The 25,938-nt window shown below is 37.0% G+C and carries 22 protein-coding genes; 16 read left to right on the top strand and 6 right to left on the bottom strand.

The genetic code is table 11. The annotated features are described in order from the left end of the window. Positions 1-67 precede the first annotated feature (67 nt). The 10 genes from WFH39_RS07715 to WFH39_RS07670 all read left to right on the top strand — a co-directional run bounded on the left by WFH39_RS07715 (position 68) and on the right by WFH39_RS07670 (position 13,878). A complete protein-coding gene (locus tag WFH39_RS07715) occupies positions 68-1,981 on the top strand; it encodes a sialate O-acetylesterase (RefSeq protein ID WP_336689445.1) in 1,914 nt (637 codons plus the stop codon). A 113-nt stretch (positions 1,982-2,094) separates the two neighbouring features. Continuing rightward, positions 2,095-3,549, top strand: coding sequence for an MFS transporter (locus tag WFH39_RS07710; protein WP_336689444.1), 1,455 nt, complete (start codon positions 2,095-2,097; stop codon positions 3,547-3,549). 288 nt (positions 3,550-3,837) lie between these two features. Beyond that, positions 3,838-4,959, top strand: a complete 1,122-nt coding sequence (locus WFH39_RS07705; RefSeq protein WP_336689443.1) for an endo-1,4-beta-xylanase — start codon at positions 3,838-3,840, stop codon at positions 4,957-4,959. Between the two features lie 101 nt (positions 4,960-5,060). Beyond that, positions 5,061-6,035: a glycoside hydrolase family 43 protein gene (locus WFH39_RS07700; protein ID WP_336689442.1), complete on the top strand. Its 975-nt coding sequence runs from the start codon at positions 5,061-5,063 to the stop codon at positions 6,033-6,035. Between the two features lie 167 nt (positions 6,036-6,202). Then, the gene (locus WFH39_RS07695; RefSeq protein ID WP_336689441.1) at positions 6,203-8,233 is read left to right on the top strand and encodes an alpha-glucuronidase; all 2,031 of its coding nucleotides are present in this window, start codon (positions 6,203-6,205) and stop codon (positions 8,231-8,233) included. 281 nt (positions 8,234-8,514) lie between these two features. Continuing rightward, positions 8,515-9,168, top strand: a complete 654-nt coding sequence (gene fsa / locus WFH39_RS07690; RefSeq protein ID WP_336689440.1) for a fructose-6-phosphate aldolase — start codon at positions 8,515-8,517, stop codon at positions 9,166-9,168. Positions 9,169-9,172: 4 nt separating this feature from the next. Next, complete coding sequence (locus WFH39_RS07685) at positions 9,173-10,018, top strand: transketolase (protein ID WP_336689439.1); 846 nt, start codon at positions 9,173-9,175, stop codon at positions 10,016-10,018. Positions 10,019-10,615: 597 nt separating this feature from the next. Then, positions 10,616-11,569 (top strand): transketolase family protein, encoded by a 954-nt coding sequence (locus tag WFH39_RS07680; RefSeq protein ID WP_336689438.1) that lies wholly within the window; start codon positions 10,616-10,618, stop codon positions 11,567-11,569. A 112-nt stretch (positions 11,570-11,681) separates the two neighbouring features. Then, a complete protein-coding gene (gene galK, locus WFH39_RS07675) occupies positions 11,682-12,866 on the top strand; it encodes a galactokinase (protein ID WP_336689437.1) in 1,185 nt (394 codons plus the stop codon). Continuing rightward, on the top strand, positions 12,835-13,878 hold the full coding sequence (locus WFH39_RS07670; RefSeq protein WP_336689436.1) for a UDP-glucose--hexose-1-phosphate uridylyltransferase: 1,044 nt from the start codon (positions 12,835-12,837) through the stop codon (positions 13,876-13,878). Before galK ends, WFH39_RS07670 begins: the two co-directional genes overlap by 32 nt. Before the next feature lie 16 nt (positions 13,879-13,894). Here the strand turns inward: WFH39_RS07670 and WFH39_RS07665 are convergent, their stop codons facing one another. Then, complete coding sequence (locus tag WFH39_RS07665) at positions 13,895-14,803, bottom strand: helix-turn-helix domain-containing protein (protein WP_336689435.1); 909 nt, start codon at positions 14,801-14,803, stop codon at positions 13,895-13,897. A 153-nt stretch (positions 14,804-14,956) separates the two neighbouring features. Between WFH39_RS07665 and WFH39_RS07660 the strand changes: the two genes are divergently transcribed. The 5 genes from WFH39_RS07660 to WFH39_RS07640 all read left to right on the top strand — a co-directional run bounded on the left by WFH39_RS07660 (position 14,957) and on the right by WFH39_RS07640 (position 18,435). After that, a complete protein-coding gene (locus WFH39_RS07660; protein WP_336689434.1) occupies positions 14,957-15,781 on the top strand; it encodes an SDR family NAD(P)-dependent oxidoreductase in 825 nt (274 codons plus the stop codon). A 31-nt stretch (positions 15,782-15,812) separates the two neighbouring features. Beyond that, a complete protein-coding gene (locus tag WFH39_RS07655) occupies positions 15,813-16,646 on the top strand; it encodes an alpha/beta fold hydrolase (RefSeq protein WP_336689433.1) in 834 nt (277 codons plus the stop codon). A gap of 27 nt (positions 16,647-16,673) precedes the next feature. Beyond that, a complete protein-coding gene (locus tag WFH39_RS07650; RefSeq protein WP_336689432.1) occupies positions 16,674-17,564 on the top strand; it encodes a helix-turn-helix domain-containing protein in 891 nt (296 codons plus the stop codon). 274 nt (positions 17,565-17,838) lie between these two features. Then, complete coding sequence (locus tag WFH39_RS07645; RefSeq protein WP_336689431.1) at positions 17,839-18,114, top strand: DUF6150 family protein; 276 nt, start codon at positions 17,839-17,841, stop codon at positions 18,112-18,114. Positions 18,115-18,129: 15 nt separating this feature from the next. Then, on the top strand, positions 18,130-18,435 hold the full coding sequence (locus WFH39_RS07640; protein ID WP_336689597.1) for a DUF2911 domain-containing protein: 306 nt from the start codon (positions 18,130-18,132) through the stop codon (positions 18,433-18,435). Here the strand turns inward: WFH39_RS07640 and WFH39_RS07635 are convergent. Together WFH39_RS07635 and WFH39_RS07630 are read right to left on the bottom strand one after the other, a co-directional pair. Further along, entirely contained in the window at positions 18,384-21,425 is a 3,042-nt protein-coding gene (locus tag WFH39_RS07635; protein ID WP_336689430.1) for a DEAD/DEAH box helicase, read from the bottom strand. The two genes, WFH39_RS07640 and WFH39_RS07635, sit on opposite strands and share 52 nt — an antisense overlap. 214 nt (positions 21,426-21,639) lie before the next feature. Further along, the gene (locus WFH39_RS07630; protein ID WP_305121825.1) at positions 21,640-21,804 is read right to left on the bottom strand and encodes a helix-turn-helix domain-containing protein; all 165 of its coding nucleotides are present in this window, start codon (positions 21,802-21,804) and stop codon (positions 21,640-21,642) included. A gap of 191 nt (positions 21,805-21,995) precedes the next feature. Here WFH39_RS07630 and WFH39_RS07625 point away from each other — a divergent pair, with 191 nt between their 5' ends. Then, on the top strand, positions 21,996-22,568 hold the full coding sequence (locus WFH39_RS07625; protein WP_336689429.1) for a hypothetical protein: 573 nt from the start codon (positions 21,996-21,998) through the stop codon (positions 22,566-22,568). 39 nt (positions 22,569-22,607) lie between these two features. Here WFH39_RS07625 and WFH39_RS07620 read toward each other — a convergent pair whose 3' ends face one another. From WFH39_RS07620 to WFH39_RS07610, 3 genes are all read right to left on the bottom strand, one after another. Then, the gene (locus WFH39_RS07620; RefSeq protein ID WP_336689428.1) at positions 22,608-23,252 is read right to left on the bottom strand and encodes a response regulator transcription factor; all 645 of its coding nucleotides are present in this window, start codon (positions 23,250-23,252) and stop codon (positions 22,608-22,610) included. A gap of 4 nt (positions 23,253-23,256) precedes the next feature. Beyond that, the gene (locus tag WFH39_RS07615; RefSeq protein ID WP_336689427.1) at positions 23,257-23,985 is read right to left on the bottom strand and encodes a sensor histidine kinase; all 729 of its coding nucleotides are present in this window, start codon (positions 23,983-23,985) and stop codon (positions 23,257-23,259) included. Positions 23,986-24,493: 508 nt separating this feature from the next. Further along, positions 24,494-25,930 carry a hypothetical protein gene (locus WFH39_RS07610; RefSeq protein WP_336689426.1) on the bottom strand — a complete coding sequence of 479 codons (1,437 nt, stop codon included), beginning with the start codon at positions 25,928-25,930 and terminating at the stop codon, positions 24,494-24,496. Positions 25,931-25,938 lie beyond the last annotated feature (8 nt).

Below are 25,938 nucleotides of genomic sequence, written 5' to 3'. Positions count from 1 at the left end.
AGAACTCCGTAGGAGTTCAATCTAAAAAAGAACAAATTTGCAATTAGCGTTTAAAGTATAAAAAATTATGAACCATAAAAATATTACCAGAACGATTACCTTAATGCTTTGCATATTATGCAATATGGTTTTTCAGGCAAAGGTTACGCTTCCCAACTTAGTTTCAGACGGAATGGTTTTACAGCGCAACCAAAAACTGAATATTTGGGGGAAAGCCGATGCCAATGAAAAAGTAGAAGTGAAGTTCCTCAATAAAATCTACAAAACAACGGCAGATCAAGATGGAAACTGGAAAATCCTACTTCCGGAACAAAAAGCAGGCGGACCGTATACCATGACCATCAACGAAATCACTTTAAAAGATATTTTGATTGGAGATGTATGGCTTGCTTCAGGACAATCGAATATGGAACTGCCCATGCGCAGGCTGACACCGTTGTATTCGAACGAAATCAAAAATGCAAACAATCAGAACATTCGTTTTTTTACCGTCCCCCAAAAATATAACTTCAAATCACCTCAGACTGAATTGGACGGAGGGAAATGGGAAGCAACAAATTCTCAAACCATTCTGAATTTTTCTGGGGTTGCATATTTTTTTGCTAAAGATGTAAGTGAAAAAAATAAAGTTCCGGTAGGAATTATTCACGCGAGTTTGGGAGGCTCTCCAATTCAGGCTTGGATGGATGAAAATTCACTGAAAAAATATCCTGAATATTTGGATGAGGCTAAAAAATGGCAGAATGATAATTTAATAAAATCAACAGAATCTTCGGAACAGGCATTAAGCAAAGCCTGGTATACAGAACTAGATCAGAGCGACATAGGTTTAAACCAACATTGGGAAAAATTTGATCTGAATGATTCTGACTGGAAAACCATGAAAATTCCGGGCTCTTGGGAAGATACGGAAGGCTCTTTTGAAGGTTCGGTCTGGTTCAGAAAAGAAATTATTTTAACTAAAAATCAGGTAGGAAAAGCCGCTTTTTTAAACCTTGGAAGAATTAAAGATGCCGATGTAACGTACATTAACGGAACAAAAGTCGGAAATGTAACTTATGAGTATCCTCCGCGTTGGTACGATGTTCCGGCAGGAATTCTGAAGGAAGGTAAAAATGTAATTGCCGTAAGAGTTTCCAATGGAAGCGGAAAAGGGCAGTTCATCGCAGACAAATCCTATTACCTTGAAATCGACGGACAGAAAATAGATTTAAAATCCGAATGGAAATATAAAATCGGGGCAAAAATGGCAAAAATGGCACCCGGAACAACCTTTATCCGCTGGAAACCGACAGGATTGTACAATGCCATGATTAATCCTTTAATCAATTATAATATCACAGGAGCAATCTGGTACCAAGGCGAAAGCAATACCGGAAAACCGAAAGAGTACGGCGATTTATTAACCATGATGATTACAGACTGGAGAAATAAATTCAATAACAAAGAAATGCCGTTCATCACCGTTCAATTGGCTAATTTTATGGAATCAAAAGCACAGCCGATCGAAAGCAACTGGGCGGAGCTAAGAGACCAGCAGCGTAAAGTTTCATTACAAGTTCCGAATGCCGGACTTGCTGTAATCATCGATGTCGGAGAATGGAATGACATTCATCCGCTCGATAAAAAAACAGTAGGGGACAGGCTTGCATTGCAGGCAATGAAATTGGCTTACGGAAAAAACATCGTTGCAGACGGACCGGTTTATCAGTCAATGAAAATGGACGGAAATAAAATTGTACTTTCTTTTAAAAACGGAACCGATGATTTTGCTCCCGTTGCTGAACTAAAAGGGTTTGCCATCAAAAATCCCGATGGAAACTGGTCTTGGGCAAAAGCAAAAATTGAAGGTAAAAAGGTTATAATCTGGAATGATTCTGTGACAAATCCTGTTGCCGTTCGATACGACTGGGCAGATAATCCCGATGGAAACCTCAAAAACAAAACCGGACTTTCTGCATCGCCCTTCACTACGGAATAATCTTCAAGCCTTTGCTGAGTTTATGCCTTTGCGAACCTTAAAAACGATTAGTAGTCAAAAAATCTTTGCGGACTTTGCGTTTAAAAATTAATTATAAAAATATCAACAATCATATGAATAACTCATCTCAAAAAATATCTGTCGTTGAAAAAATCGGCTACAGTTTGGGAGATTTAGCAGCCAATCTGGTTTTCCAGACTTTAGTTACGTATTTAGCTTACTTTTACACCGATATCTACGGATTAAAACCGGAAGACGCCTCTGTTATCACTTTGATTGTCGGATTGATTGCCGGTTTCGGATTCAATCCGATGGTGGGTGCTTTGGCAGACAGAACACGAACCAAATGGGGAAAATTCCGTCCGTGGATTTTATTTTCTGCCGTTCCGTTGGGCGCAGCCGCACTTTTTGCATTCAGCACTCCCGATTTTTCTTATCAGGGAAAAATGATCTATGCAGCGGCAACATATACGATTTTATTGTTGTTATATGCTGCTAATAATTTGCCTTATGCCGCTTTAAGTGGCGTGATTACAGGCGATATGAAAGAAAGAAACAGTATTTCATCATACCGTTTCGTAGCAGTAATGTTTGCGCAGTTTTTTGTACAGGTATTTATGTTGCCGATCATTTTATCAGCAGGAAACGGCGATAAAGCAGTCGGAATCGAAATCGTAATGACGTGGTTGGCAATCATCGGAACCATTATGTTGCTCATTACATTTTTCACCACCAAAGAAAGGGTGATTCCGAAACCGGAGCAGGAATCTACTTTGGGAGCCGATTTGAAAGATTTAAAGAAAAACAAACCGTGGATTATCATGTTGATTGTTACAGCGTTGATTTTCATTACTCTGGCAATGAAAGGAGGTTCTTATGTCTATTATTTCAACAATTATGTAGATGAAACTTCTTTGAAAAATTTCATATCACCGATTACCGCATTTTTCAGTTCCATCGGGATGAATTTCTTCGGAGAAGATCCTCGTTCAGCAGGTTTCGGGCTCTTTAATGCAGGCGGAATTATCATGATGATCATCGGAATTACCTTTTCAAAAAGATTTGCCGACAAATATGGAAAAAGGGACGCGTTCATTGCATCACTGTTCATTTCAACTTTGTTCATTGTGGCATTCATTTTTTACCCGCCAAAGTCGGTGGGATTAATGTTTCTTTCGCAGATTCTTCATGGTTTTTTCTACGGAATCAGCACACCTTTGCTTTGGGCAATGATTGCCGATGTTGCCGACTATTCCGAGTGGAAAAACAACAGACGCGCCACAGCCATTATTTTTTCCGCTATGATGGTGGGTTTGAAAGTGGGCTTAAGCATCGGAAGTTCACTGGTTTCCTCTATTATCGGTCATTACGGTTACATTTCTTCGGAAGGTACAGAAAACGTGATCCAGCCAGAATCCGTAGCGAATGGAGCTCAGATGCTGGTCAGTATTTTTCCGGCGATTCCATTCTTTGCAGCGTGTGGGTTATTGATGTTCTACGAAATCAACAAAAAAATGGAAACCCAAATCGAGCAGGATTTGAAAGAGAGAAGGAAAAAAGAAGATTAATATGGGTTTAATGATTTGGGCAGCTTAATCCGTCTTCCACTCCCGCTTTTTTGTTCCGCTTTGCTTCACAAAAAGAGCTCCGTTCAAGCCGGGCTGCGAGATTCAGCATAAAACAAATTTTACAATTAAAGACAATATCGGACATTCTTTAGTTTAAGAATTTTTAATAGAGAAAAACAAAATAGCAAAAGCTCCGTAGGAGCAACCTGTTAATAACCAATATATTCAAGCCATTGAGCCTCGTAGAGGCGACCTGTTAAGTTTCGGAATAAATAATAAAAATTAAAAATGAAAAAAATAGCTGCATTACTGGGAATTTTAACCCTGACCGTTTCCTGCAAAACCGCAAGTTCGGCATCACCAAAAGATTCCCTGAAAGATGCTTTCAAAAATAAATTCTACATCGGAACAGCAATGAGCCTTCCTCAAATTAACGGTACCGATGTAAAATCTGATGAAATTATCAAAAAACAATTCAGTTCCATCGTTGCAGAAAACTGTATGAAATCCATGTTTATACAACCGCAGGAAGGGCAGTTTTTCTTTGGCGATGCAGATAAATTCGTAGAATTCGGGGAGGAAAATAAAATGTTCATCATTGGTCATACCTTGATCTGGCATTCACAACTGCCAAAATGGTTTTTCGTGGACAAGAACGGAAAAGATGTTTCGCCCGAAATTTTGAAACAAAGAATGAAAAGCCATATTTCAACTTTGGTCGGCAGATATAAAGGTCGTGTAAAAGGCTGGGATGTCGTGAATGAAGCGATTATGGAAGACGGAACGTACCGCAAAAGTAAATTTTACGAAATTTTAGGCGAAGAATTCATTCCGTTGGCTTTTCAGTATGCGCAGGAAGCAGATCCAAATGCCGAATTATACTACAACGATTACAACGAGTGGTTTCCTGAAAAAGTAAAAACCGTTACCAAAATCGTCAAAGATTTGAAATCCAGAGGTATCAGAATTGACGGCGTAGGAATGCAGACGCACGTAGGACTTGACACTCCAAAACTGGAAGAATACGAAAAAGCAATCACTGATTATGCAGCAGAAGGAGTAAAAGTAAATGTTACCGAAATGGAAATCAGCGCACTGCCTTCTCCTTGGGGAACTTCTGCCAACGTGTCCGATAAGGTGGAATATGAAGCAAAAATGAATCCTTACACCAAAGGATTACCGGAAAATGTGACGAAAGAATGGGAAGACCGTTATCTGGATTTCTTCAGACTATTTATCAAACATCAGGATAAAATCAGAAGAGTAACTTTGTGGGGCGTTACCGACAGTCAATCCTGGAAAAACGATTTCCCGGTAAAAGGCAGAACCGATTATCCGCTGCCATTCGACAGAAATTATCAGGCAAAACCTGTCGTGGAGAAAATCATTGGGTTAACAAAACAAAAATAATTATAGAGCCATTAAACCTTATAGGTTTTTAAAACCTATAAGGTTTGAATAAAAAAATCTATCATTCTATGAATCTATTATCTAAATATCTAAAATAAAAAATGAACAAAGCAAAATACCTTTTCCCGAAAGACTTTATGGCAGATCCTTCTGTACACGTTTTTGAAGGCAAATTATACATTTATCCCTCTCATGACCGCGAAAGCGGTATCGAAGAAAATGACAATGGCGACCATTTCGATATGGATGATTACCATGTTTTTTCCTTAGATGATGTGGAAAATGGCGAAGTTACAGATCATGGTGTTGTTCTTTCAGTAAAAGATATTCCATGGGCAGGAAGACAATTGTGGGATTGCGATGTGGCTTTTAAAGATGGTAAGTATTATATGTATTTTCCTTTAAAGGATAAAAACGATATTTTCAGAATCGGCGTTGCGGTAAGCAATAAACCTTACGGACCATTCGTTCCGGAAAAACATCCGATGATGGGAAGTTACAGCATAGATCCCTGTCTTTTTGAGGATGAAGGAAAACATTATATGTATTTTGGAGGAATCTGGGGCGGACAATTACAACGGTACAGAAACAATAAAGCATTGGAATCTGCCATTCTTCCTGACGAAGATGAACCTGCCATTTCATCAAAAGTAGTAATGCTCAGTGATGATATGTTGGAATTTGGTGAAGAGCCAAAAGATGTTGTGATTCTTGACGAAAACGGAAACCCATTGCTTCACGGTGATAAACATCGTTTTTTCGAAGCATCATGGATGCATAAATACAACGGGAAATATTACTTCTCTTATTCCACAGGAGATACGCACTTGATTTGCTATGCAGTGGGTGATAATCCTTACGGTCCGTTCACTTTTCAGGGTGAAATTTTAACTCCGGTCGTAGGTTGGACCACCCATCACAGCATTGTAGAATTTAAAAATAAATGGTATCTGTTCTTCCATGATTCTGTTCCGAGTGGCGGAAAAACATGGCTGAGAAGCATGAAATTCGTTGAATTGGAATACGATGAAAATGGAAAAATAAAAACTATTGAAGGACTGGAAGCTCAGCAGTAACTTCTAAAACTTTGACAAAGTTTGTTTCTTAAAGAACTCGAAGAGTTCAACAAAAGTAGCCATAGGTGAAACCTATGGAATATTACCGAAGATAAGCCGAACCCGAAGGGTTCAATCTCAACAGCCGTAGTTAAAACCTATGAAATTTAAAGCAAAAATTTAAAATAATGCAACATTTCCGACACTATATATTACTGTTTCTTATGATTCCGCTCATGGCTTGGGCTGAAGACGGAAGCCAGTTATGGCTAAGATATCCGGTAAATCCAAAGTCAAGAAATATTGTGAATTCAAACAGTAAAAGTCCAACTATTAAAATCGCCAAAAAGGAACTCAATCAACATTGGAGCGGACAAGCAGTCGACTTGAAGATTGATCGGTTTCCGGAAAATTTTAAAGACGGTTACAGAATTATTTCAACACCGAAAAAAATTACCGTCTCGGCAAAAACAGATTTGGGACTGTTGTACGGAAGTTATTATCTGTTGAATCTGCAGCAGCAAAAAGCAGATTTTTCTCATCTGAAACTTGAGGAAAAACCTTCCTATGATGTAAGGATTCTGAATCATTGGGACAATCTGGACGGAACTATTGAACGCGGTTATGCCGGTCATTCACTTTGGAAATGGGAAGATTTACCAGGTAAGATTTCCCCGCGATATGAAGAATATGCAAGAGCCAATGCGTCCATCGGGATCAATGCAACGGTTTTGAACAACGTCAATGCTTCACCAAATATGCTTCGAGAAGATTATTTAAAGAAAGTTAAGATTTTGGCTGATATCTTCAGACCTTACGGAATTAAAGTGTATTTGTCTGTTAATTTTTCTTCACCGAAAGTTTTGGGAGGACTGCAGAATTCCGATCCGCTGAATCAGGAGGTACAGAAATGGTGGAAAGATAAAGCCGCAGAAATTTACAGATTGATTCCTGATTTCGGAGGATTTTTAGTGAAAGCCAATTCCGAAGGGCAGCCCGGACCGCAGGATTACGGAAGAACGCACGCAGACGGAGCGAATATGATGGCAGATGTTCTGAAGCCTTACGGCGGAATCGTCATGTGGAGAGCATTTGTGTACAGCCCGAGCAAAGATGACCGTGCAAAACAAGCTCATCTGGAATTTGTTCCGTTAGATGGAAAATTCAGAGACAATGTGATTATTCAGATTAAAAACGGACCGATTGATTTTCAGCCGAGAGAAGCATTTAACCCGCTTTTTGGAGCATTGAGAAAAACTTCGGAAATGGTTGAATTTCAAATTACGCAGGAATATTTAGGACAGGCAAATCATCTGGTTTTTCTGGCACCGTTATTCAAAGAAACTTTAGACAGCGATACTTTTTCAGATGGAAAAGGTTCCACAATTGCTAAAATTACAGACGGAACATTAAGACCTGCAAAACTTACTGCCATTGCTGCAGTTGCCAATATAGGAGAAGATAAAAACTGGACAGGACATCATTTTGCTCAAGCCAATTGGTATGCGTTCGGACGTTTGGCATGGAATCACAATTTAACTTCGGATCAGATTGCAGATGAATGGATTAAAATGACCTTTACAGATCAGAAAAACTTTGTAAATCCGGTCAAAGAAATAATGCTTACTTCCCGTGAAACTGCAGTAGATTATATGATGCCGCTTGGTCTTCATCACATTTTTGCAGGCGGACATCATTACGGTCCGGAACCTTGGGGAGATTACAAAGGAGGAAGACCCGACTGGTCGCCGGTTTATTATCATCAGGCTGATGCAGAAGGACTCGGTTTCGACAGGACAAAAACAGGAAGTAATGCAGTTTCACAGTATTTTCCGCCATTAAATGAAATCTACGGGAATATTAAAACGACACCTGAGAACCTCATTCTTTGGTTCCACCACGTTTCCTGGGATTATAAAATGAAAGACGGAAAAACATTTTGGGACGAACTTTGTTACAAATATGAATCAGGGGTAAAAGGCGTGAGAGCGTATCAGAAAACTTGGGAAACTGTGAAACCTTACGTTGATGCAGAAAGATTCTCAGAGATTCAGGACAAACTGAAAATTCAGGCGGATGATTCCGTTTGGTGGAAAAATGCGTGCCTGTTATATTTTCAGACTTTTTCCAAAAGACCAATTCCTTCTGATATTGAAAAACCTGTCCACCAGCTTGAAGATCTCAAGAAAATTAAGCTCAACATGGGACATCACAATTAATTAATCAATCTCTTTAATTTAAACAAATAACTTTCTAAATCTTTTTAAGACAGGAAGTTGTTTGTTTTATAAATTAAGTGTAAATTTAACACTTAATTAAAAACTTTAATAATAATCAGATGTTTAAAATCTCGTTTGTCATTCAGCAGGAAACTCGAAAGGCAAATAAATAGATGGATTCTTGCAGAATGACAAACTGACTGTTGATGATGGAGCAGTAATCAAAACTAAAAATCAAACAGTTAGTCAAAAAATAATCAATAATCAATAAAAATCTACATATGAAATTTTTTATCGATACTGCCAATTTAGAGCAGATAAGAGAAGCGCAGGATTTGGGAATTCTTGATGGTGTCACCACCAATCCGTCCCTGATGGCAAAAGAAGGAATCAGCGGGAAAGAAGCTGTTTTGCAGCACTACAAAGAGATTTGTGAAATTGTAGACGGCGATATTTCGGCAGAAGTGCTTTCCACAACCTATGAGGAAATAATCAAAGAAGGCGAGGAGCTGGCGGCTATTCATCCTAATATTGTGGTAAAAGTTCCTATCATCAAAGACGGAATCAAGGCGATCAAATATTTTTCCCAAAAAGGAATCAAAACTAATTGTACCTTAATTTTCTCTGCAGGACAGGCTCTTTTAGCGGCAAAAGCAGGCGCAGCTTATGTTTCGCCATTCTTGGGAAGACTGGATGATGTTTCCACCGATGGTCTTCATTTAATTCAGGAAATCAGAACCATTTTTGATAATTATGGTTTCGAAACTGAAATTTTGGCAGCTTCTGTTCGCCACTCGATGCATATCATTAACTGTGCAAAGATCGGAGCCGATGTGGTAACCTGTCCTTTGCCTCCGATTTTGTCATTGCTAAAGCATCCTTTAACGGATTCCGGTCTGGAGCAGTTCATTAAAGATTCACAAAAAATGCAGTAAAAATATGTGCGACATTCAAAAATTAAAAAATATTGCTTCACAGGTTCGCAGAGATATTGTAAGAATGGTTCACGCCTGCCAGTCGGGACATCCGGGAGGTTCATTGGGATGTACAGATTTTCTTGTAGCGCTTTACTTTGATGCAATGAAAAGAAAAGAAGGATTTGATATGACGGGAAAAGGCGAAGATGTATTTTATCTTTCCAACGGTCATATTTCTCCTGTTTTTTACAGTGTTCTGGCACATGCGGGATATTTCGACAAAGCTGAACTGGCAACTTTCAGAAAGCTGAATTCCAGATTGCAGGGACACCCGACTACTCACGAACATCTTCCCGGAGTTCGCATTGCTTCGGGTTCGCTTGGACAGGGATTGTCTGTGGCAGTCGGTCATGCGGTCGGAAAGAAATTAGATAAAGATACGAATTTGGTTTTCAGTCTTCACGGCGACGGCGAATTGCAGGAAGGGCAGAACTGGGAAGCGATTATGTATGCTTCTCACAACAGAGTTGATAATCTCATCGCCACCGTAGATTATAACGGACAGCAGATTGACGGCCCCACCTCCAAAGTACTTTCTCTGGGAAATCTTAAAACCAAGTTTGAAGCTTTTGACTGGAAAGTTCTTGAAGTGGAAAACGGAAACGATATGGAAGAGATTTTGAAAGTTCTGGACGAAGCCAAATCTTTGACAGGAAAAGGACAGCCGATTTGTATTCTCCTGAAAACAGAAATGGGTTACGGCGTCGATTATATGATGGGAACTCACGCTTGGCACGGAAAAGCACCGAATGATGAACAACTTTCAAAAGCATTAGATCAACTCGAAGAAACTTTAGGCGATTATTAAATTAAAAATTATTTGGGCAGCTTTTTCCGTCTTCCGCTCCCGCTTTTTTGCAAATTTCCAAGGCTTTTCCACCGCGGAAATTTGCAAAAAGAGCTCCACTTAAGCCGGGCTGCGAGAAATCGAGGAACGAGATTCATCGATTCAAAATAAAAATAATAAAGTGGAGATAGATTCGCCGTTCCAAATCAATCAACGAACAAAGCATTAAATAGAAAAAGTTTTCTGAAATAACAATAGAATTTATTGTGATGTTAAATTACAGGTCGCTCCTACGGAGCTGGATTCTCTAGAATTAATTTTTCTATTAACAGTTCGCCACGCTGTGGCTCCATCTAAATACGCTTTAGAATAATAAATGCTCTGTAGGAGAGAACTGATAACAGATCAAAATAATTCGGCATCACAAAACCTCGTAGAGGTGACCTGTAAAGCTTTTAGTATTCACAAAAAAAATATTTTGTAAAAACATCGGATAAAATTTACCTGAGAAATCCACTTTTAGCTGAGCAAAGCGCCTTTAAGAACGAAAATATCCTCAATAAGATAAAAAATCTTTGCGCTTTTTGCGTTAAAAAAATATCCACAATTAATATACAAATGAAAAAATATACCTACACAGAAAAAAAAGATACCCGAAGCGGTTTCGGAGCAGGAATGGCAGAACTGGCTGATAAAAATCCCAATGTTGTCGGACTCTGCGCGGATCTTATTGGCTCCTTAAAATTTGAAAAATTCATCGAAAAAGCACCGGAAAGATTCTTCCAGATCGGAATCGCGGAAGCCAATATGATTGGTATGGCAGCAGGTCTTGCAACGGAAGGCAAAATACCTTTCACGGGAACTTTTGCTAACTTTTCTACAGGAAGAGTGTACGATCAGATTCGTCAGTCGGTGGCTTACTCAGGGAAAAATGTGAAGATTTGTGCATCTCACGCAGGGTTAACGTTAGGTGAAGACGGTGCAACCCACCAGATTCTGGAAGATATCGGTTTAATGAAAATGCTTCCGGGAATGACGGTGATCAATACCTGCGATTATAACCAGACCAAAGCGGCAACCATTGCCATTGCAGAGTATGAAGGTCCTGTTTATCTGCGTTTCGGACGTCCCGTAATTCCTGTTTTTACAGATGAAAATCAAAAATTTGAAATCGGAAAAGCATGGATGGTGAATGAAGGAAAAGATGTAACCATCATTGCAACAGGACATTTGGTTTGGGAAGCCGTTAAAGCAGGAGAAATTCTGGAAGAGCAGGGAATCGATGCAGAAATTATTAATATTCACACCATTAAGCCTTTAGATTCTGAAGCCATTCTCACTTCCGTTAAAAAAACGGGTTGTGTAGTAACTGCGGAAGAACACAACAGATTAGGCGGATTGGGAGACAGTGTCGCTCAGCTCTTGATTACAGAATACCTTGCTCCTCAGGAATATGTTGCTGTAAACGACAGCTTCGGGGAAAGCGGAACACCGGATCAGCTGATGGAAAAATATGGATTAACTGCCAATGATATTGTAGAAGCGGTGAAAAAAGTAATGAAGAGAAAATAGACAATTGCATGATTTAAATTTTTGGCACAACTCACGATTTTTCAGAGAAAAAGATAAATTTTATGCGTGAATTCGCGACAAAAAAATTTAAAATCATAAATTGCAGTCAGGTATGCAGGATAATTTAATCAATCACACAAAAGACGCATTTCGGGCATTTTTTCAGTCAGAACCTGAAAAAAATTTTCTCGCTCCGGGAAGAATCAATATCATTGGAGAACACGTAGATTACAGCGATGGCTTCGTTCTTCCTGCGGCTATTGATAAATATATTTGTTTTGCTGTAAAAAAAACAGAGGATGCCGAAATTTCTTTTTTTGCGAAGGATTTTAATGATTCTTTCAGTTTTGATGTTCATGAGAAGCAGATTCCGGTTTCCAAGACCTGGGTGAATTATCTGCTGGGTGTTTTCAATGTTATTCAGGAATCCGGAAAACAAGTCGGAGGATTACAGATTGCTTTCAGCAGTACGATTCCTATGGGTTCAGGCTTATCTTCATCGGCAGCTTTAGAATGTGGATTTGCTTATCTTCTCAACGAAATTTTCGATTTAAATTTAAATAAAAAAGAAATAGCGGTCATCGGTCAGCAATCCGAACATACTTTTGTAGGGGTAAAATGCGGCATTATGGATCAGTTTTCGTCAGTCTTCGGAAAAGAACATCAGGTGATGATGCTGGATTGTAACTCTCTGGAGCATCAGTATTTTGAGGCTAATATCGATGGTTACAGTCTGGTTCTTTTCGACAGCTGTGTAAAACATACCCATCTTACTTCCGGTTATAATGACAGAAGAAGGGATGTTGATAACGGTAAAAAAATATTGGGCAAAAAATTTCCTGAAGTACAGAAATTCAGGGATTTCAGTTTTGAAATGCTGGATGAAGCAAGAGCAGAAATGGGAGAAGTTCCTTATAAAAGATGTTTTTATCTTCTCAAAGAAATCAAAAGAGTGGAAAAAGCAGCAAAAGCTTTGTCAGAAGGCAATATAGAATATCTTGGTGAACTTTTGAATGAAACCCATACCGGACTTTCGACAGAGTTTGAAGTAAGTTGTGATGAGCTCGATTTTATGGTTGAACAAACGTTAAAAGAAGAAGGCGTCTTAGGAGCGAGAATTATGGGCGGCGGTTTTGGCGGCTGCAGCATCAATCTTATTAAAGACGAAAAGGTAAATCGCGTTATTGAAAATATCACAGATCTGTATAAACAGGCTTACAATATAGACATGAAAGTCTACAAAGTAAAAATATCGGACGGAATTAATGAATATCAGAGAAATGAAATCGTCATTTAATCAGAAAAACCATCCTCACAGAAGATACAATCCGCTTTTGGATGAATGGATTCTTGTTTCTCCGCAACGAGCGAACCGACCTTGGCAGGGGCAGACCGAAAAAACATCAGAAGAACAGCTTCCTGCTCATGATCCAAATTGTTATTTATGCTCTGGAAACGTTCGGATCAACGGAGAAAAAAATCCGGATTATAAAGGCGTTTTTGTTTTTGATAATGATTTTGGCTCCCTGATGAAAGACGATGTCGAATTTTCTGTTGAAACTTCAGATTTCTTTTTATTAAAACCTGAACGCGGGATTAACCGGGTTATCTGTTTTTCGGAAAATCACAGTCTTACCCTGCCCGATATGGAAGTTAATGACATTAAAACGGTCATTGATGTGTGGCAGAAACAGTATGAGGAACTGGGAAATCTCGATTACATCAATCACGTTCAGATTTTTGAAAATAAAGGTCAGGTCATGGGCTGCAGCAATCCTCATCCGCATGGGCAGATCTGGGCACAGTCTTCAATTCCCTCTATGGTATTAAAGACGCAGGAAAATCTTAAAAAATATTTTGAAAAAAACGGGACTTCTCTTTTGGAAGATTATGTAAAAAAAGAGCTGGAAGCCAGAGAAAGAATTATTTTGGAAAATGAGGATTTTGCCGCATTAGTTCCGTTTTGGGCAGTATGGCCTTACGAAACGATGGTTGTAAGCAAAAGAAAAATTGAAAATCTTCTTCATTTTTCCGAAAACGAAAAATTATCCTTAGCATTAATTTTAAAAGATCTGACGACAAAATACGACCATCTTTTTAATGTTTCCTTTCCTTATTCAGCGGGAATTCATCAATCGCCAACCGACGGAGAGTCTCATCCGGAGTGGCATTTTCATATGCATTTTTATCCGCCTTTGCTGAGAAGTGCAGAAGTGAAAAAATTTATGGTCGGTTATGAAATGCTTGCCGAAGCTCAGCGTGATATCACACCGGAGCAAAGTGCAGAGATATTAAAGAATCTTCCTTAAAAATAAAATATACCGATCAGATATTAACATTTTCCCGATACTGAACAGGAGTTAATCCAACAATTTTTTTGAATAATCTTGTAAAGTAAGAAGGACTTTCAAATCCCAGATCATAAGCTATTCCGGAAACATTGTTTTCTGAACTTAACAGCAGATTTTTAGCTTCTTTAATCAAATAAATATGAATATGTTCCAAAGCTGTTTTTCCGGTTTCCTGTTTTAGTACATCACTCAGATAACGCGTGGAAACAGAAAGTTTATCCGCAAGGTAATTTACGGTTGGCAGCCCATCTTGCAAGTGCAGGTCTTTTTCAAAATAATTATCTACCACTTTCTGGAATTTTTTGACCATCGTTCCTGATATATTGATGCTTCTGTCGATAAACTGTCTCTTATAAAACCGGTCAGAATATTTAAGAATAGAATCTATGTGCGACAGTATGATCTCACGGCTGAATTCATCCGGATTTTCATCATATTCTTTCCGGATTTTATAATATAATTCCCACAATATCAGTTCTTCACTTGGAGAAATGTGCAACGCTTCATTGATTTCATATTCGAAATAACCGTATTTTTTTATCTGTTCGTAAAGATGATGTCCGGAAAGATAATCTTCGTGGAAAAACATTACAAAACCTTTTTCTGCAAACTGTACATTGCTTACTTCAATGATTTGACGCGGCTTCATAAAAACTGCCGAACCGTTGCTGTGGTCATATTTGGTCTTCCCGTACAAAACGTGCCCTGATTTTATCTTTTTCAGCGCAACCATATAAAAATCACCGGTAAAACGGTCTTCCCCTACAGAATACGTCATTAATTCTTTACACGTCATAAGACTTATCAGCGGATGTTTCGGCATCTCAAAGCCACTTTTCTCGTGAAGCTCAGTGATGCTTTTATAATGGTTGATTTTTTCCATAGTTTACTTTTTATTGACGTTTTACCATATTAAATGTCTCGTTGCGTATTTCTGTGCTATACTTCCGCTCATTTGTGTTAGAGCTTCGGGAGTTCATCCGCCTAACTTTGTCCTATCAAAATTAAACAAATAAACATTTAAAATTTTAATAAAATGCAAAAAACAATTTTTATTACAGGTGCATCAAAAGGATTCGGAAAACTATGGGCAGAAGCACTTTTGAAAAGAGGAGACAGGGTGGCAGCTTCAGCAAGAAATATTTCGGCTTTGGATGATTTGAAAACACAATACGGCGATCAGATTTTGCCTTTGCAGCTGGATGTCAATAATAGAACAGAAGTGTTTGAAGTTGTCGGAAAAATAGAGGAACATTTCGGAAAAATTGATGTTTTAATTAACAATGCAGGCTTCGGATTATTCGGAACCACTGAAGAAACTTCGGAACAACAGGCAAGAGAACAGATGGAAACCAATTTCTTCGGCTCTCTTTGGGTGGCGCAGGCTGTTTTACCGGTGATGAGAAAACAAAAAAGCGGACATATTATTCAGGTTTCCAGCTTTTTAGGATTGACGACTTTACCATTGTTAGGCTTGTACAATGCTTCAAAGTTTGCTGTGGAGGGGCTTATAGAAACCATAGGAAGCGAAACGGCACATCTGGGAATTAAAACAACTTTAATTGAGCCAAATGGTTTTGCAACAGATTGGGCAGGATCTTCGGCGGTTCAGACTTCTTCGGAAATTACAGATTATAATCCGGTGCGTGCTGCGTTTGCGGAGTCCGGCGACAATCCTGAAACCTGGGGAAAACCGGAAGCTACCGTTCAGCCAATTTTGGATATTATCGACAATGGGAATCCGCCACAAAGAGTATTATTCGGTAAAATTGCCTATCATGTTGTAAGCGAAGTGTATAAAAAACGTCTGGAAGATATTGAAAACTGGAAAGAAGTAAGCATTGCAGCACACGGACATTAATTTAAAATACGACTATAAAAATTCTATCACAATGAAAACAGCATTAACAGCAGAAACCCAGTTTGCAGAGATTAACCATAATAAAATTGCCTATCGCAGATTCGGAGAAGGAACGCCATTATTTTTCATCAACCGGTTCCGAGGAATTCTGGACACGTGGGATCCTCTTTTTGTGGATGCTCTGGCGGAAAAAAATACCGTAATTCTTTTTGATTATCCGGGAATTGGAAATTCCGAAGGCGATCTGCCTCTGAATATTTTTGAAGTTGCAGAAACCGTTCCCGCACTTGCCGATTATCTGGGAATCGACAAATTCAATGTATTAGGCTGGTCTTATGGCGGATTGGTAACCCAAACGGTAATGTTTCAGAATCCGGAACGGGTATTGAAAACTGTTTTAATAGGCACTAATCCTCCCGGAGAAAATGAAATCGCAATAGAACCCGTTTTTTTCGAACATGCTTTGAAACCTGAAAACAATCTGGAAGACGAATACTATCTTTTCTTCGAACCGGCTTCGGAAAAAAGCAGAAAGGCAGCCAAAGAATCACACGACAGAATTGTGCAGCGACTAAAGAGAGTATTGATTCCTTCTACACCGGAACTTTTTCAAAGGTACTTTGCAGGTTCCGGATCTTTTAAAGAAGACCAGCTGAATTTCCGCGAAGGATACAAAACTTTGAAAACGCCGGTTCTGGTGATTTCGGGAGACCATGACATTAGTTTTGCCACTGAAAATTGGTTTCCATTAATGAAAAATGCACCTACAATGCAGCATATCATTTTAAATGATGCCGGACACGGACCGCAACATCAGTATCCTGAAATTACGGAGGGTTACATCAATCTTTTCCTGAGTAAATAGTTATTTTTTACAGTTAAAATTCAGCCGATGAAACACTATAAAACCCTGACAGATCTTCATTCAGATAACGGATGGAGCGCTCCGGAAAGTCCGCTTTTCAGTGTAGTCGGCTGTCTGTCCGAATGCACTTTAGGGAATCGGGAATTCACGACAGATGGCTATATTATTGCTTTTAAGAAAATAAAATCGGGCGTTTTTATGTATGGAAGAACGCCCTATGATCACAACAATGGCAGTCTGTTTTTCGCAAAGCCACGACAAATTATCGAAATGAAAGATTTGCATTTTGAAGAAAATGGCTATATGCTGCTGATTCATGAAGATTATCTGAATGGTCACGAACTTTTCAGTACAATAGAGCAATACAGCTTTTTTGATTATGAAGTGACGGAAGCGCTCCATCTTTCCCCAAAAGAAGAGCAGATTATTCTGGAACTAAAGGATAAAATTCAGGAAGAATATTTCAATAATCCGGACGAATACAGCCGTGAGATTATTCTCAGCCATATTTCATCCATTCTGAAATATGCACAGCGGTTTTACAAAAGACAATTCGTCGATCATTCCCAGATAAAAGGAAAAATGATTTCGAAATTTAACGCCGCCTTAAAGAATTACATCAATGAAGGTCAATTGGAGCATAACGGACTTCCCACTGTTGCACAATTAGCAGAGCAGCTTTTTGTTTCTCCACGTTATCTCAGCGATTTACTGAAACAGGAAACAGGAAAAACAGCAATGGAACTCATTCATATTTTTCTGATTTCCGAAGCCAAAAATCTTTTAAGACTTAAAGAAAAACGCATTACAGAAATTGCTTTTCAGCTTGGTTTCGAAAATCCATCCTACTTCACGAGATTGTTTAAAAAACAGACAGGAATGAAGCCCATGGAATTTAAAAACATGAGTTTGAATTAAAGATAATGAACCGTTTACAAACCTTTTTTCAGTTGAAAAGAAGTCATAGTTTTTAGTTTTAGTGGTCATATAAATATACGGAATTTATTTAAAATTTAATGGGTGAAAGACTGTCAGATTTATGGCGGATGATTTTAAATTGGTCTTTTTGGCTGTAACAGATAAAAAATTCTGAAATTATTTTTTCCATTTTGTTTGCTCACATAGTATATTTGTGATTTATTTTCAATCATAATTTTATCTGTTTAATAAAAGCGTAAAAAATCATTTAAAAATGGCAAGAATATATCAGGCTGGATCTATGGGAGAAGCACATGTAAGAGTTGCGTTTGTAAGCAGGGGAGATGCAGATTTATTAGTTCATAGAGTTTCTTCCTGGGGGTCGGCTAAAGGGGATGCACTTTGGCTTATCACTCGTGATAAACAGGATGCCACTTGTTGGATATACGCTGTTTCTCAGGGAATGGCGGATGTGAAAATATGCTTTGTAGACACTTATGGTGAAGCAGGATGGCAGAAGGAAAGCCGATTTAAGGGAAGATTTGCTTGATAAAAGTAGGAAGAAATCTTCAGCCTTTCATTATATTTTCCTGTATTTCGTGAAAATACGCTGAATAAAGAAATTGTCGTTCAGGGTAAACAACTTCCTGCCGGAAAGTACAGCTTTTTCTTGATTCCTAGAGAAAGCGGAACTTGGGCTGCTATCTTCAACAAAGAGCCAGAACCATGGGGCGATTACAAATACGAACAGGTAAAAAATGCTTTGCGTGTAGACGTAAAAACAAAAGCACTGCCTGCAAAACAGCAAGCTAAATTATATTACTTGCTAGATATAACATTTAATTCTACAGCTGCTCTCTCAATCAAATAACTTTCAGTCACACTTAGCAAGTTTAATTGATCTTTAGATATTTTGTTTTTATCCAGACTTGGCTGTACTATATAAACATCAAAATCTAGTGGTAATCGTTTATTTACTAAATCAAGGATTTCAAGCATTTTAGCTTCATCTCCTATTTCATATCTGCTATAATTACCTTTTTGTTTTCTCAGAGCTTCTCTTCTTAATAGATGTTCGATAAATTCTTTACTTCTTTTAAAACGCCAATTTATGGACTTTTGAGCTTGAGCACAAACTTCATATAAGTTTTTTATTTGCTCACTTGTTTTACCATTAATAGCATATTTTAAATGATAAAGTTCAACTTTGATTTTTACTTTATTTTCAACTTTTAATGTAATAATATCGGCTATTTCACCTGAACCATCGTCATCAAAAATGATATCATAGTTCTTTTTTTTAAGATTTTCTATTACCCTAAATTGAATAGAATTTGTCTTTTTGGGATTATAACCTTGTGATTCAACATTTAAATCTACACCATTGAAATCCATCTTTTGAATTTTATTATGGTCAAATTCGTTGACTATAGATTTTAACTCATAAAAATTATTGCCTTCTAAATAATTTCCAGACACAAACCAAATAGGAGGTACTTCTTCTTTTGTAAAATAATCTTCAATATCATGATTTTTTGTACCTATTCTAACTGTGGCTTTTTGTTTATCATTTACTTTCTTAAATTCATAGTTAGGATTACCATTGCTGTCTTTGAATATTTTCAAAACTAAATTTATAATTGTTTTATCTTCATAAAAAATTCCAAAAAGTATATCTCCGTTTTTTTCTGGATTAATTAGTTTAATATCTAAAGTGTAAATAGGATACTCTTTGTTATTTACTATGAAAGTATATTTTGTTTCAAGATTGTTATAAACGTCTTCATTCCAATCAATCATAAACGGAATCTCTGTAGGTCTAACAGATAAAGCTTTAGCAACTAATGCATCCTTCAAAATTTCATCTCCATTGATTGATTTATCATTAATCTTTTTTCCAATATGATTAAACCATTTTATTAAGGTAGGTAAATCATTTCTTCTTCGGCTCCAGATTCTTCCTTTATATGAGCAGCCAATACTTATTTCGTTTCCGTTCTCATAGCCAGTTCCATATATCATAGATTTTTTTACCTTATTAATCTGGCTTTTTGAGAGAGCAGGTTCAATATCAGATCCCACACGCATTACAAATCTTATAAATTTCCCGATAATTTCAGATAGTCCTACATTCTGTAATTTAAATCTTTTAATTTTACCAAGAACTCTGAAAATTTTTCCACCATTCTCTCCGTTTATAATTTCAGCATCATTTCCGATTATTGCTTTTGCCAATTGAGAATGTAAACTACTATTATCTGAACTATTAATGAAAAGCAAATTGAGCTTGGTATTCCAATGAATTATATAGTAATTCCAAAGAACATCATCTAATGAACTACTAATAAGCCAATCAGCTTGTACTCTTTCTGCAGTTACAATTACTAAAACTTTTTCATCTTGATTATAATTATGTCTAATTAGTTCGAAATCATCTTCGTTTGAAAAATAAAGTTTGAAGTTTAAAGGATTCCATGAGCTTGTATTATTTTTATAAATAACCGTACTTAAGGCTGGTTTTAAGCTTTGAAGTGAAATTGGAAATTCTTCGTTTGTTTTGAATCCTTCAAGAAAATTATATAAGTCAATTTCTTGTTGAGTTCTATTTTCTGAAAGAGTAGGTAAGAGTATATTCCAATCCGGATCTTTAGCGTATAATAGCTCTAATTCTTTATTAACTTCTAAATTTGCTAAGTTTGCAATGACTGTAGCATTACCTAATTCGATATCAATTTTTGTTCTAGTAAAACGTCCGATAAATTGTAGAGTAATTGGTAAACTTTGTCTAATGTCGTGTAAAACAGCGATTTTTAAATAAGGTAAATCAAAGCCTTCTCCCAACATATCAACACAGACAATAATGTCAATCTCTAACTTTTTAAGTTTGTTTTGTATTTCTGTGGATTGTCTTTTTCCAAGTCCGGAATAAATTTTTTCAATTTTGAGTTTTGAGTCTAATCTCTTATATATTTCAAAGACTTCATCCGCTCTTTTACGTGTCTTAACTCTTGCTAAAAGTATATGTTTATATTTCTTTTTATCTTCTAATAAAGTTTTAATACCATTTTTTGCAAGTATTTCATCAGCTAATTTATCATCATATTCATAAATAGATACAAACTTGATTGGTTTAAAATAGTTTTCATCTTGAGCTCTTCTCAATGGATAATTGTAAATTATTTTACCGTCCAGTTTTTTTGTGTCATTTCTAAATGGTGTTGCTGTGAATTGTACTATTTTTTTATTCTTAAATATTTTCCGAAGTCTATCCCAAGAAGATGCTTCTGAATGATGTGCTTCATCAAAAAATATGTGAGTAAAATGTTTATTAAAAACTTCTGAATTAATTCTAGTAATTTTATCTAAAATACTGGCAGTAGCTACAATTACATTGCATGATTTAATAAAATTTTCAAGATCTTCAGATTTAGAAATACTTTTTTTCAAAAGTCCAACTATAGGTGTTTTTGCATTTTTATTTATAATATTCAATTTGTATAACAGACCCAATTCTAAAAATTTATTTCCGATTTGTTCTCTTAAAGGATCTGATGGTACAATTATCAATAACTTTTCTAATCTTTCAGAACAGTAAATTGTTAACATGGTTTCTGTTTTTCCTGTTCCTGTTGGTAAAACAACCGTAGCAATTTCATTAGAATTTGTCCAGTGAGATAATATGGAATAATATGCACCAATTTGAGGGTTTCTTAATCCTATTTTATCATTGGTTTCATTTTTAATCTGAAAATTATTTTTAAAAGAATCTAAAATTATTTTAGGATCAGACAACTTTTTAGTTTTGTCATCTACAATTTGAAAAATTTCATTTCCAAATCTTATTTCTTTGATAGTTTTCATATTGTTGGTGATATGTAATTAAAATTTTACACATTATTCAAATGTACAAAATACATTATATCATAACTTTACGGATTTCCGTAAACAACAAAAATAAAAACCACTATAAAAATTTAACTCAGTATTTTCCCTGAATTTTTAGAAGTTTAGATATATTTTTCTTTGAAAAACAAAAAAAATCCCAACTCTCGTCAGGATTTTTAATGTATTTCTTTTAAAGCCCAGCCATTTCAAAGAATTTAGATAACTTAATATTTTGGGCTTCACAAATTCTCATGATGGTAATTAAACTGATCTGATAATTTTCATCTTCTCTAATTCTTCTTACTGTCTTTTCGTCAATATTATTTTCATTAGCAAATTGGCTGTTATTGTTCATAGGAATAACCCATTTATCCCTTATAAATTCAACGATCTTTCTATTTGCAGTTTCCACAGAAGCAAATAAAAGCGTAATTCTGTAAAATAATTCGGATTGAAATCCGAATTGAGTTGATTTTTTATTACTTTTGTAAAGCAGATTAAATCAAAGCAACCCAAAAAACAATAAAAACACAAAACCTTCTTCGTATGAAAAAGAACAGTATAGACTTTGAATCCCGCTTTTGGTGCGGTCGGAAGAAACATTCTGCACTTTCGCTGATGGAAGTATTTTTCCAGTTTCATGATTTGGTAACCGCCAAAAAACATCTAAATCTCATCATGCAATACGCCGCCCAGCGCAAAACACGGATTCCGGAAGATGCTTCCGTTATCTTTTATTTTCACCAGTCGCTCCGGTCGTTTATTCGGGCAGGATATTCCCTTAGAAACAAGCGCGGAAAATGGCTGGTTCATGAACTTTCGGAACATAAAAACCCGATGTTGCAGGGATCGCTGTCGGAAAAAGAATACTGCGATCCGGCAAAAGTTTTCCGGAAAGCCTTTAAAAAATACCGTCTTGAGGAATTCGAAGAGTTTCTGTCGGAAGTCGTGTATTTCTCGCTCGGAACTTTCAATAATGTACCGGAGCGCAATATCGTAGATCCGTATTTGCACCTCATCAAAATGCTGGATGCAGCATGGTTCATTCTGGAACGGGAAAATAACAAAAATAACCTTCCATACGAGCAGCAGCAGACCGCTGAACTTCAGTTACCGTAATGCAGCCCATTACAATCAATAGGAAAATAGTACACTATTTTACTTATTGTATAACCTAAGAATTTCCACAAGTTCGGGGATGGATCGTATTTTCAGCTTATCAAACAATCTGTTTTTGTAAGTACTGATGGTGGATGAATGAAGATTCAGCTGGTTAGAAATTTCTTTAAGGGGAATGCCTTCTGCAAGCTTATTGGCAATTTGCAGTTCGCGGTCGGACAGCATTTCAAAGGAAGAGTTTTTTGGTGAGCCGCTTAAGGTTTCAAAAAAGATCTCTTCTTTTATATTATCACTTACATATCTGCCTTTACTCAGCATTGCCGATAAAGCAGTCTCAATTTCTTCGGTGGAGCTTTGTTTGCTCAGATATCCGCCGGCGCCCATCTTTAGATAACGCATCCCGTACAGCACTTCGTCCTGCGAAGAAAATATTAGAATTTTAAGTGAGGGCTGATGAATTTTTATGTAATCTATTGCTTCCTGAACTGTACCATTAGGCATATTAACATCCATAATTGCCAGATCCAGTTCTTCTTTCTGGATCGTTTTGTACATAGATTTATAATCTTCTACTTCTAAAATTACGGCATCGGGCCTGAATCTTTTAATCGTCTGGATCAGCCCCATTCTTACAATACCGTTATCGTCTGCAACAATAATACGAACGTTAATTTTTGAACTCATCATTTTATAAATTTACAAAAAAAAGGGTGACTGTAGTTCCTTTATTTTCAGCAGAAATGATTTTGATATTTCCCTGCAGCAAGGATATAAAATTTTTAACAATTTTCAAACTTAATCCAACTCCTTTCTCGCCTGCAGTCCCCAGAAATATGGGATTATCATAGGTATAAATTGCAGATAAATACTTTTCATTCATCCCTGTTCCGAAATCCGTCACCGAAAGTAAAACCTGATCGTCTTCTGTACTTGCCTGTAAATAAATATCCTGTTCCGGCAGTGAATATTTTACCGCATTGTTGAAAATTTTATCTAAAACATATTTCAGCAGCAGAACGTCGCTTGTAATAAACGCGCTGTGATCTCCTTTAAAATGAAAACTGATTTTTTTCTCTTTTAATCTGGCAGCGTATTTTTCTTCTAAATAGTGATAAAGATCTGTTACTGCGATCTTAACGGGATTAATCTTAAAATCTCCGTATTGTGTTTTTAGCCAGGTGGTGCTGTCCTGTATGGTTTGCAGATTCTTCTGGGTGTCGTTTTTTATCTGCGGCAGCAGCTTAAAAAAATCTGCCTCGCTTATGGTCTGCTGTTCCAGCGATTTTATAAGCCAGAGAAAATTTCCAAACAGTTCTTTTGAATCATGAGATAATATGGAGATCAGTCCGTTCTTGAAATTGAGTTCATTTTCCAGTCTCTGGATTTTTAATTGCAGTTCGTTGACAAGGTCATTCATAAATTCAATATCAAATATTTTAAAAGCTGTTTGAATTATTTGTTGTAAAAAGGCATAAAAATATTCTATTATATAAGCATAAAAATATATAGTTCAGTCCTTTCTGCCAATATTTGGCAAGTTATAAAAAATATCATAATTAGTAAAAGGAAAATTCAAAAGGATTTGATTTAAATCATAAATTAAATGTCCTGATTCGTAAAAAACGTATAAATTGTACGCAAAATCCCTTTCCATAAGGGTTTTATTCATGATGAACTATGGATTGGATTAACGGAAAGTGGTAAAAATGTAAAGTGAAAAATATCAACAGATTATTGATATCAAGGCATCTGAATGATGCAGAATAGAACGCTGCACGCCGAATAGGCATCCATTTGTTTCAAAAATTATGAAGAGAAAACCGGAAAAGCAGTGTAATCCGGCAGATATAATGATATGCTGAGCCGGCAGTTGATGACTGCTGTTAAAAGTGCTTTATCGTGAAGCGTTATTTCAGAAAGTATTCTTAAATCGCCGTAAAGCTGTAATAAATATTGATAGAGTAGGTGGTGTTTTCCTTACCTACCAGACTTTGCGCACGAGCGGGAGGTATGGTGTATGTTACATTCAGTCCACGATCCAAAACAGGAGTGCCGTTTAATAGGATTTTTTGGGGAGTTTTGGATAACGGAACCGTTACAGGACTTCCGTTTATACCTATTTGCAGAATGTTGGAATTGATGTCGGTCTGCAGACCTGCTTTCTTGAAATAATTTTCGTCTGATTTTACATACAGCTCAAAACTTTCGTTATTAGACAGTATAATTTGGTTGGGAATCGTTTGTGACTGTCCGTTGGTATAATGCTCTGCTGTATTAAAATTAAAATTTACATTTCGTCCGGAACTTGGGATGGTGATCTCTGATAAAGGAAGAACCTTTAACTGAACGGCTGTATTTTGTAAATTGTTAATTGAGTTGTCTGTACTTTTGGCATTGAAGTTCAAATCAAACGTGTAAGTTCCGGCTTCAAAAAAAAGGTTTTTAAAATCGTCTGCAGATACATAAAGCTGCGGAATGAAGCTGTTTCTGTTTCCTGCGGCAACAGTAAAGTTAGCAGCAGAAAAATTCTGAAAATCTGCCGATAAGGCTTTGGTTGTAAGTGCGGGTCCGTTGCTTCCCAATTTAACGGCTGCAATATTTCGGGTTCCCGGAACTCCTTTGGAAGAAGTAAACTGAATATTTGTGGCAGCAGCTTTCGCCCAAAAATTAAAATCGACCGTATTTGCGATTTCCGTATTTCCCAAATCCCATACCTTCGTGTTTGTAGTACGGTAGTCATTTAAAGAAGATACTTCAACATATTTTGTTAAAGATGAAGTGAGCCATCTGATGGTTTGCGGAATAACTAAAATTGTTTTAAAATTAATCGGTGTAAAATCATTATAATTCTGAGTGATATCCATGGAGTAATTCCCTGCCCGAAACGCATTGGCGGTAAACTGGGCAGCAGGTATTTTAAATGTAAAATTGATGTTCCCCCGATTGAATCCTCCTCCGAAGAAAATGGATGAAGGCGGTTCATACCATTTTACAGGGCTTGTACTGAACGACTGAAAGCCGGGCAAAGATCCTGAATATCCGGCAGACGGAAGCTGTCCTCCCATACTTTCCAACTGCCAGAGAAGAGTGGAGCCTGGTAAAGTAGATGAGGAAGAAGAGTGGGTGAAAGCTGCTCCGGAAACAGAGGTAAATGTAGGAGCTATCGGAAGTAATCCCAAAAAGGCATAATCCCAGTTTGTTCTGTTGGCGTTCGTCATTACCCTTGTAGGAACTGAGGTAAATTCAACCCTGTTTAAAATATTATTCTCAGGAATCGACAGATACACGTCCTGAGCTTTTATGGCTGTAAATCCGCAGCATACGGTAAAAATTCCTGTTAAAAAAGCTCTCATCGTTTTCATACCTTCTA

This window comes from Chryseobacterium sp. MMO-72, from assembly GCF_037146035.1.
GTDB lineage: Bacteria > Bacteroidota > Bacteroidia > Flavobacteriales > Weeksellaceae > Chryseobacterium > Chryseobacterium indicum.
This window is presented reverse-complemented; position numbering and strand designations above follow the sequence as displayed.

What these genes read in the sequence shown, in the direction of transcription:
- WFH39_RS07715 (WP_336689445.1), top strand. Translation starts at nt 68, where the DNA reads ATGAACCATAAAAATATTACCAGAACGATTACCTTAATGCTTTGCATA.
- WFH39_RS07710 (WP_336689444.1), top strand. Translation starts at nt 2,095, where the DNA reads ATGAATAACTCATCTCAAAAAATATCTGTCGTTGAAAAAATCGGCTAC.
- WFH39_RS07705 (WP_336689443.1), top strand. Translation starts at nt 3,838, where the DNA reads ATGAAAAAAATAGCTGCATTACTGGGAATTTTAACCCTGACCGTTTCC.
- WFH39_RS07700 (WP_336689442.1), top strand. Translation starts at nt 5,061, where the DNA reads ATGAACAAAGCAAAATACCTTTTCCCGAAAGACTTTATGGCAGATCCT.
- WFH39_RS07695 (WP_336689441.1), top strand. Translation starts at nt 6,203, where the DNA reads ATGCAACATTTCCGACACTATATATTACTGTTTCTTATGATTCCGCTC.
- fsa (WP_336689440.1), top strand. Translation starts at nt 8,515, where the DNA reads ATGAAATTTTTTATCGATACTGCCAATTTAGAGCAGATAAGAGAAGCG.
- WFH39_RS07685 (WP_336689439.1), top strand. Translation starts at nt 9,173, where the DNA reads ATGTGCGACATTCAAAAATTAAAAAATATTGCTTCACAGGTTCGCAGA.
- WFH39_RS07680 (WP_336689438.1), top strand. Translation starts at nt 10,616, where the DNA reads ATGAAAAAATATACCTACACAGAAAAAAAAGATACCCGAAGCGGTTTC.
- galK (WP_336689437.1), top strand. Translation starts at nt 11,682, where the DNA reads ATGCAGGATAATTTAATCAATCACACAAAAGACGCATTTCGGGCATTT.
- WFH39_RS07670 (WP_336689436.1), top strand. Translation starts at nt 12,835, where the DNA reads ATGAATATCAGAGAAATGAAATCGTCATTTAATCAGAAAAACCATCCT.
- WFH39_RS07665 (WP_336689435.1), bottom strand. Translation starts at nt 14,803, where the DNA reads ATGGAAAAAATCAACCATTATAAAAGCATCACTGAGCTTCACGAGAAA.
- WFH39_RS07660 (WP_336689434.1), top strand. Translation starts at nt 14,957, where the DNA reads ATGCAAAAAACAATTTTTATTACAGGTGCATCAAAAGGATTCGGAAAA.
- WFH39_RS07655 (WP_336689433.1), top strand. Translation starts at nt 15,813, where the DNA reads ATGAAAACAGCATTAACAGCAGAAACCCAGTTTGCAGAGATTAACCAT.
- WFH39_RS07650 (WP_336689432.1), top strand. Translation starts at nt 16,674, where the DNA reads ATGAAACACTATAAAACCCTGACAGATCTTCATTCAGATAACGGATGG.
- WFH39_RS07645 (WP_336689431.1), top strand. Translation starts at nt 17,839, where the DNA reads ATGGCAAGAATATATCAGGCTGGATCTATGGGAGAAGCACATGTAAGA.
- WFH39_RS07635 (WP_336689430.1), bottom strand. Translation starts at nt 21,425, where the DNA reads ATGAAAACTATCAAAGAAATAAGATTTGGAAATGAAATTTTTCAAATT.
- WFH39_RS07630 (WP_305121825.1), bottom strand. Translation starts at nt 21,804, where the DNA reads ATGAACAATAACAGCCAATTTGCTAATGAAAATAATATTGACGAAAAG.
- WFH39_RS07625 (WP_336689429.1), top strand. Translation starts at nt 21,996, where the DNA reads ATGAAAAAGAACAGTATAGACTTTGAATCCCGCTTTTGGTGCGGTCGG.
- WFH39_RS07620 (WP_336689428.1), bottom strand. Translation starts at nt 23,252, where the DNA reads ATGAGTTCAAAAATTAACGTTCGTATTATTGTTGCAGACGATAACGGT.
- WFH39_RS07615 (WP_336689427.1), bottom strand. Translation starts at nt 23,985, where the DNA reads ATGAATGACCTTGTCAACGAACTGCAATTAAAAATCCAGAGACTGGAA.
- WFH39_RS07610 (WP_336689426.1), bottom strand. Translation starts at nt 25,930, where the DNA reads ATGAAAACGATGAGAGCTTTTTTAACAGGAATTTTTACCGTATGCTGC.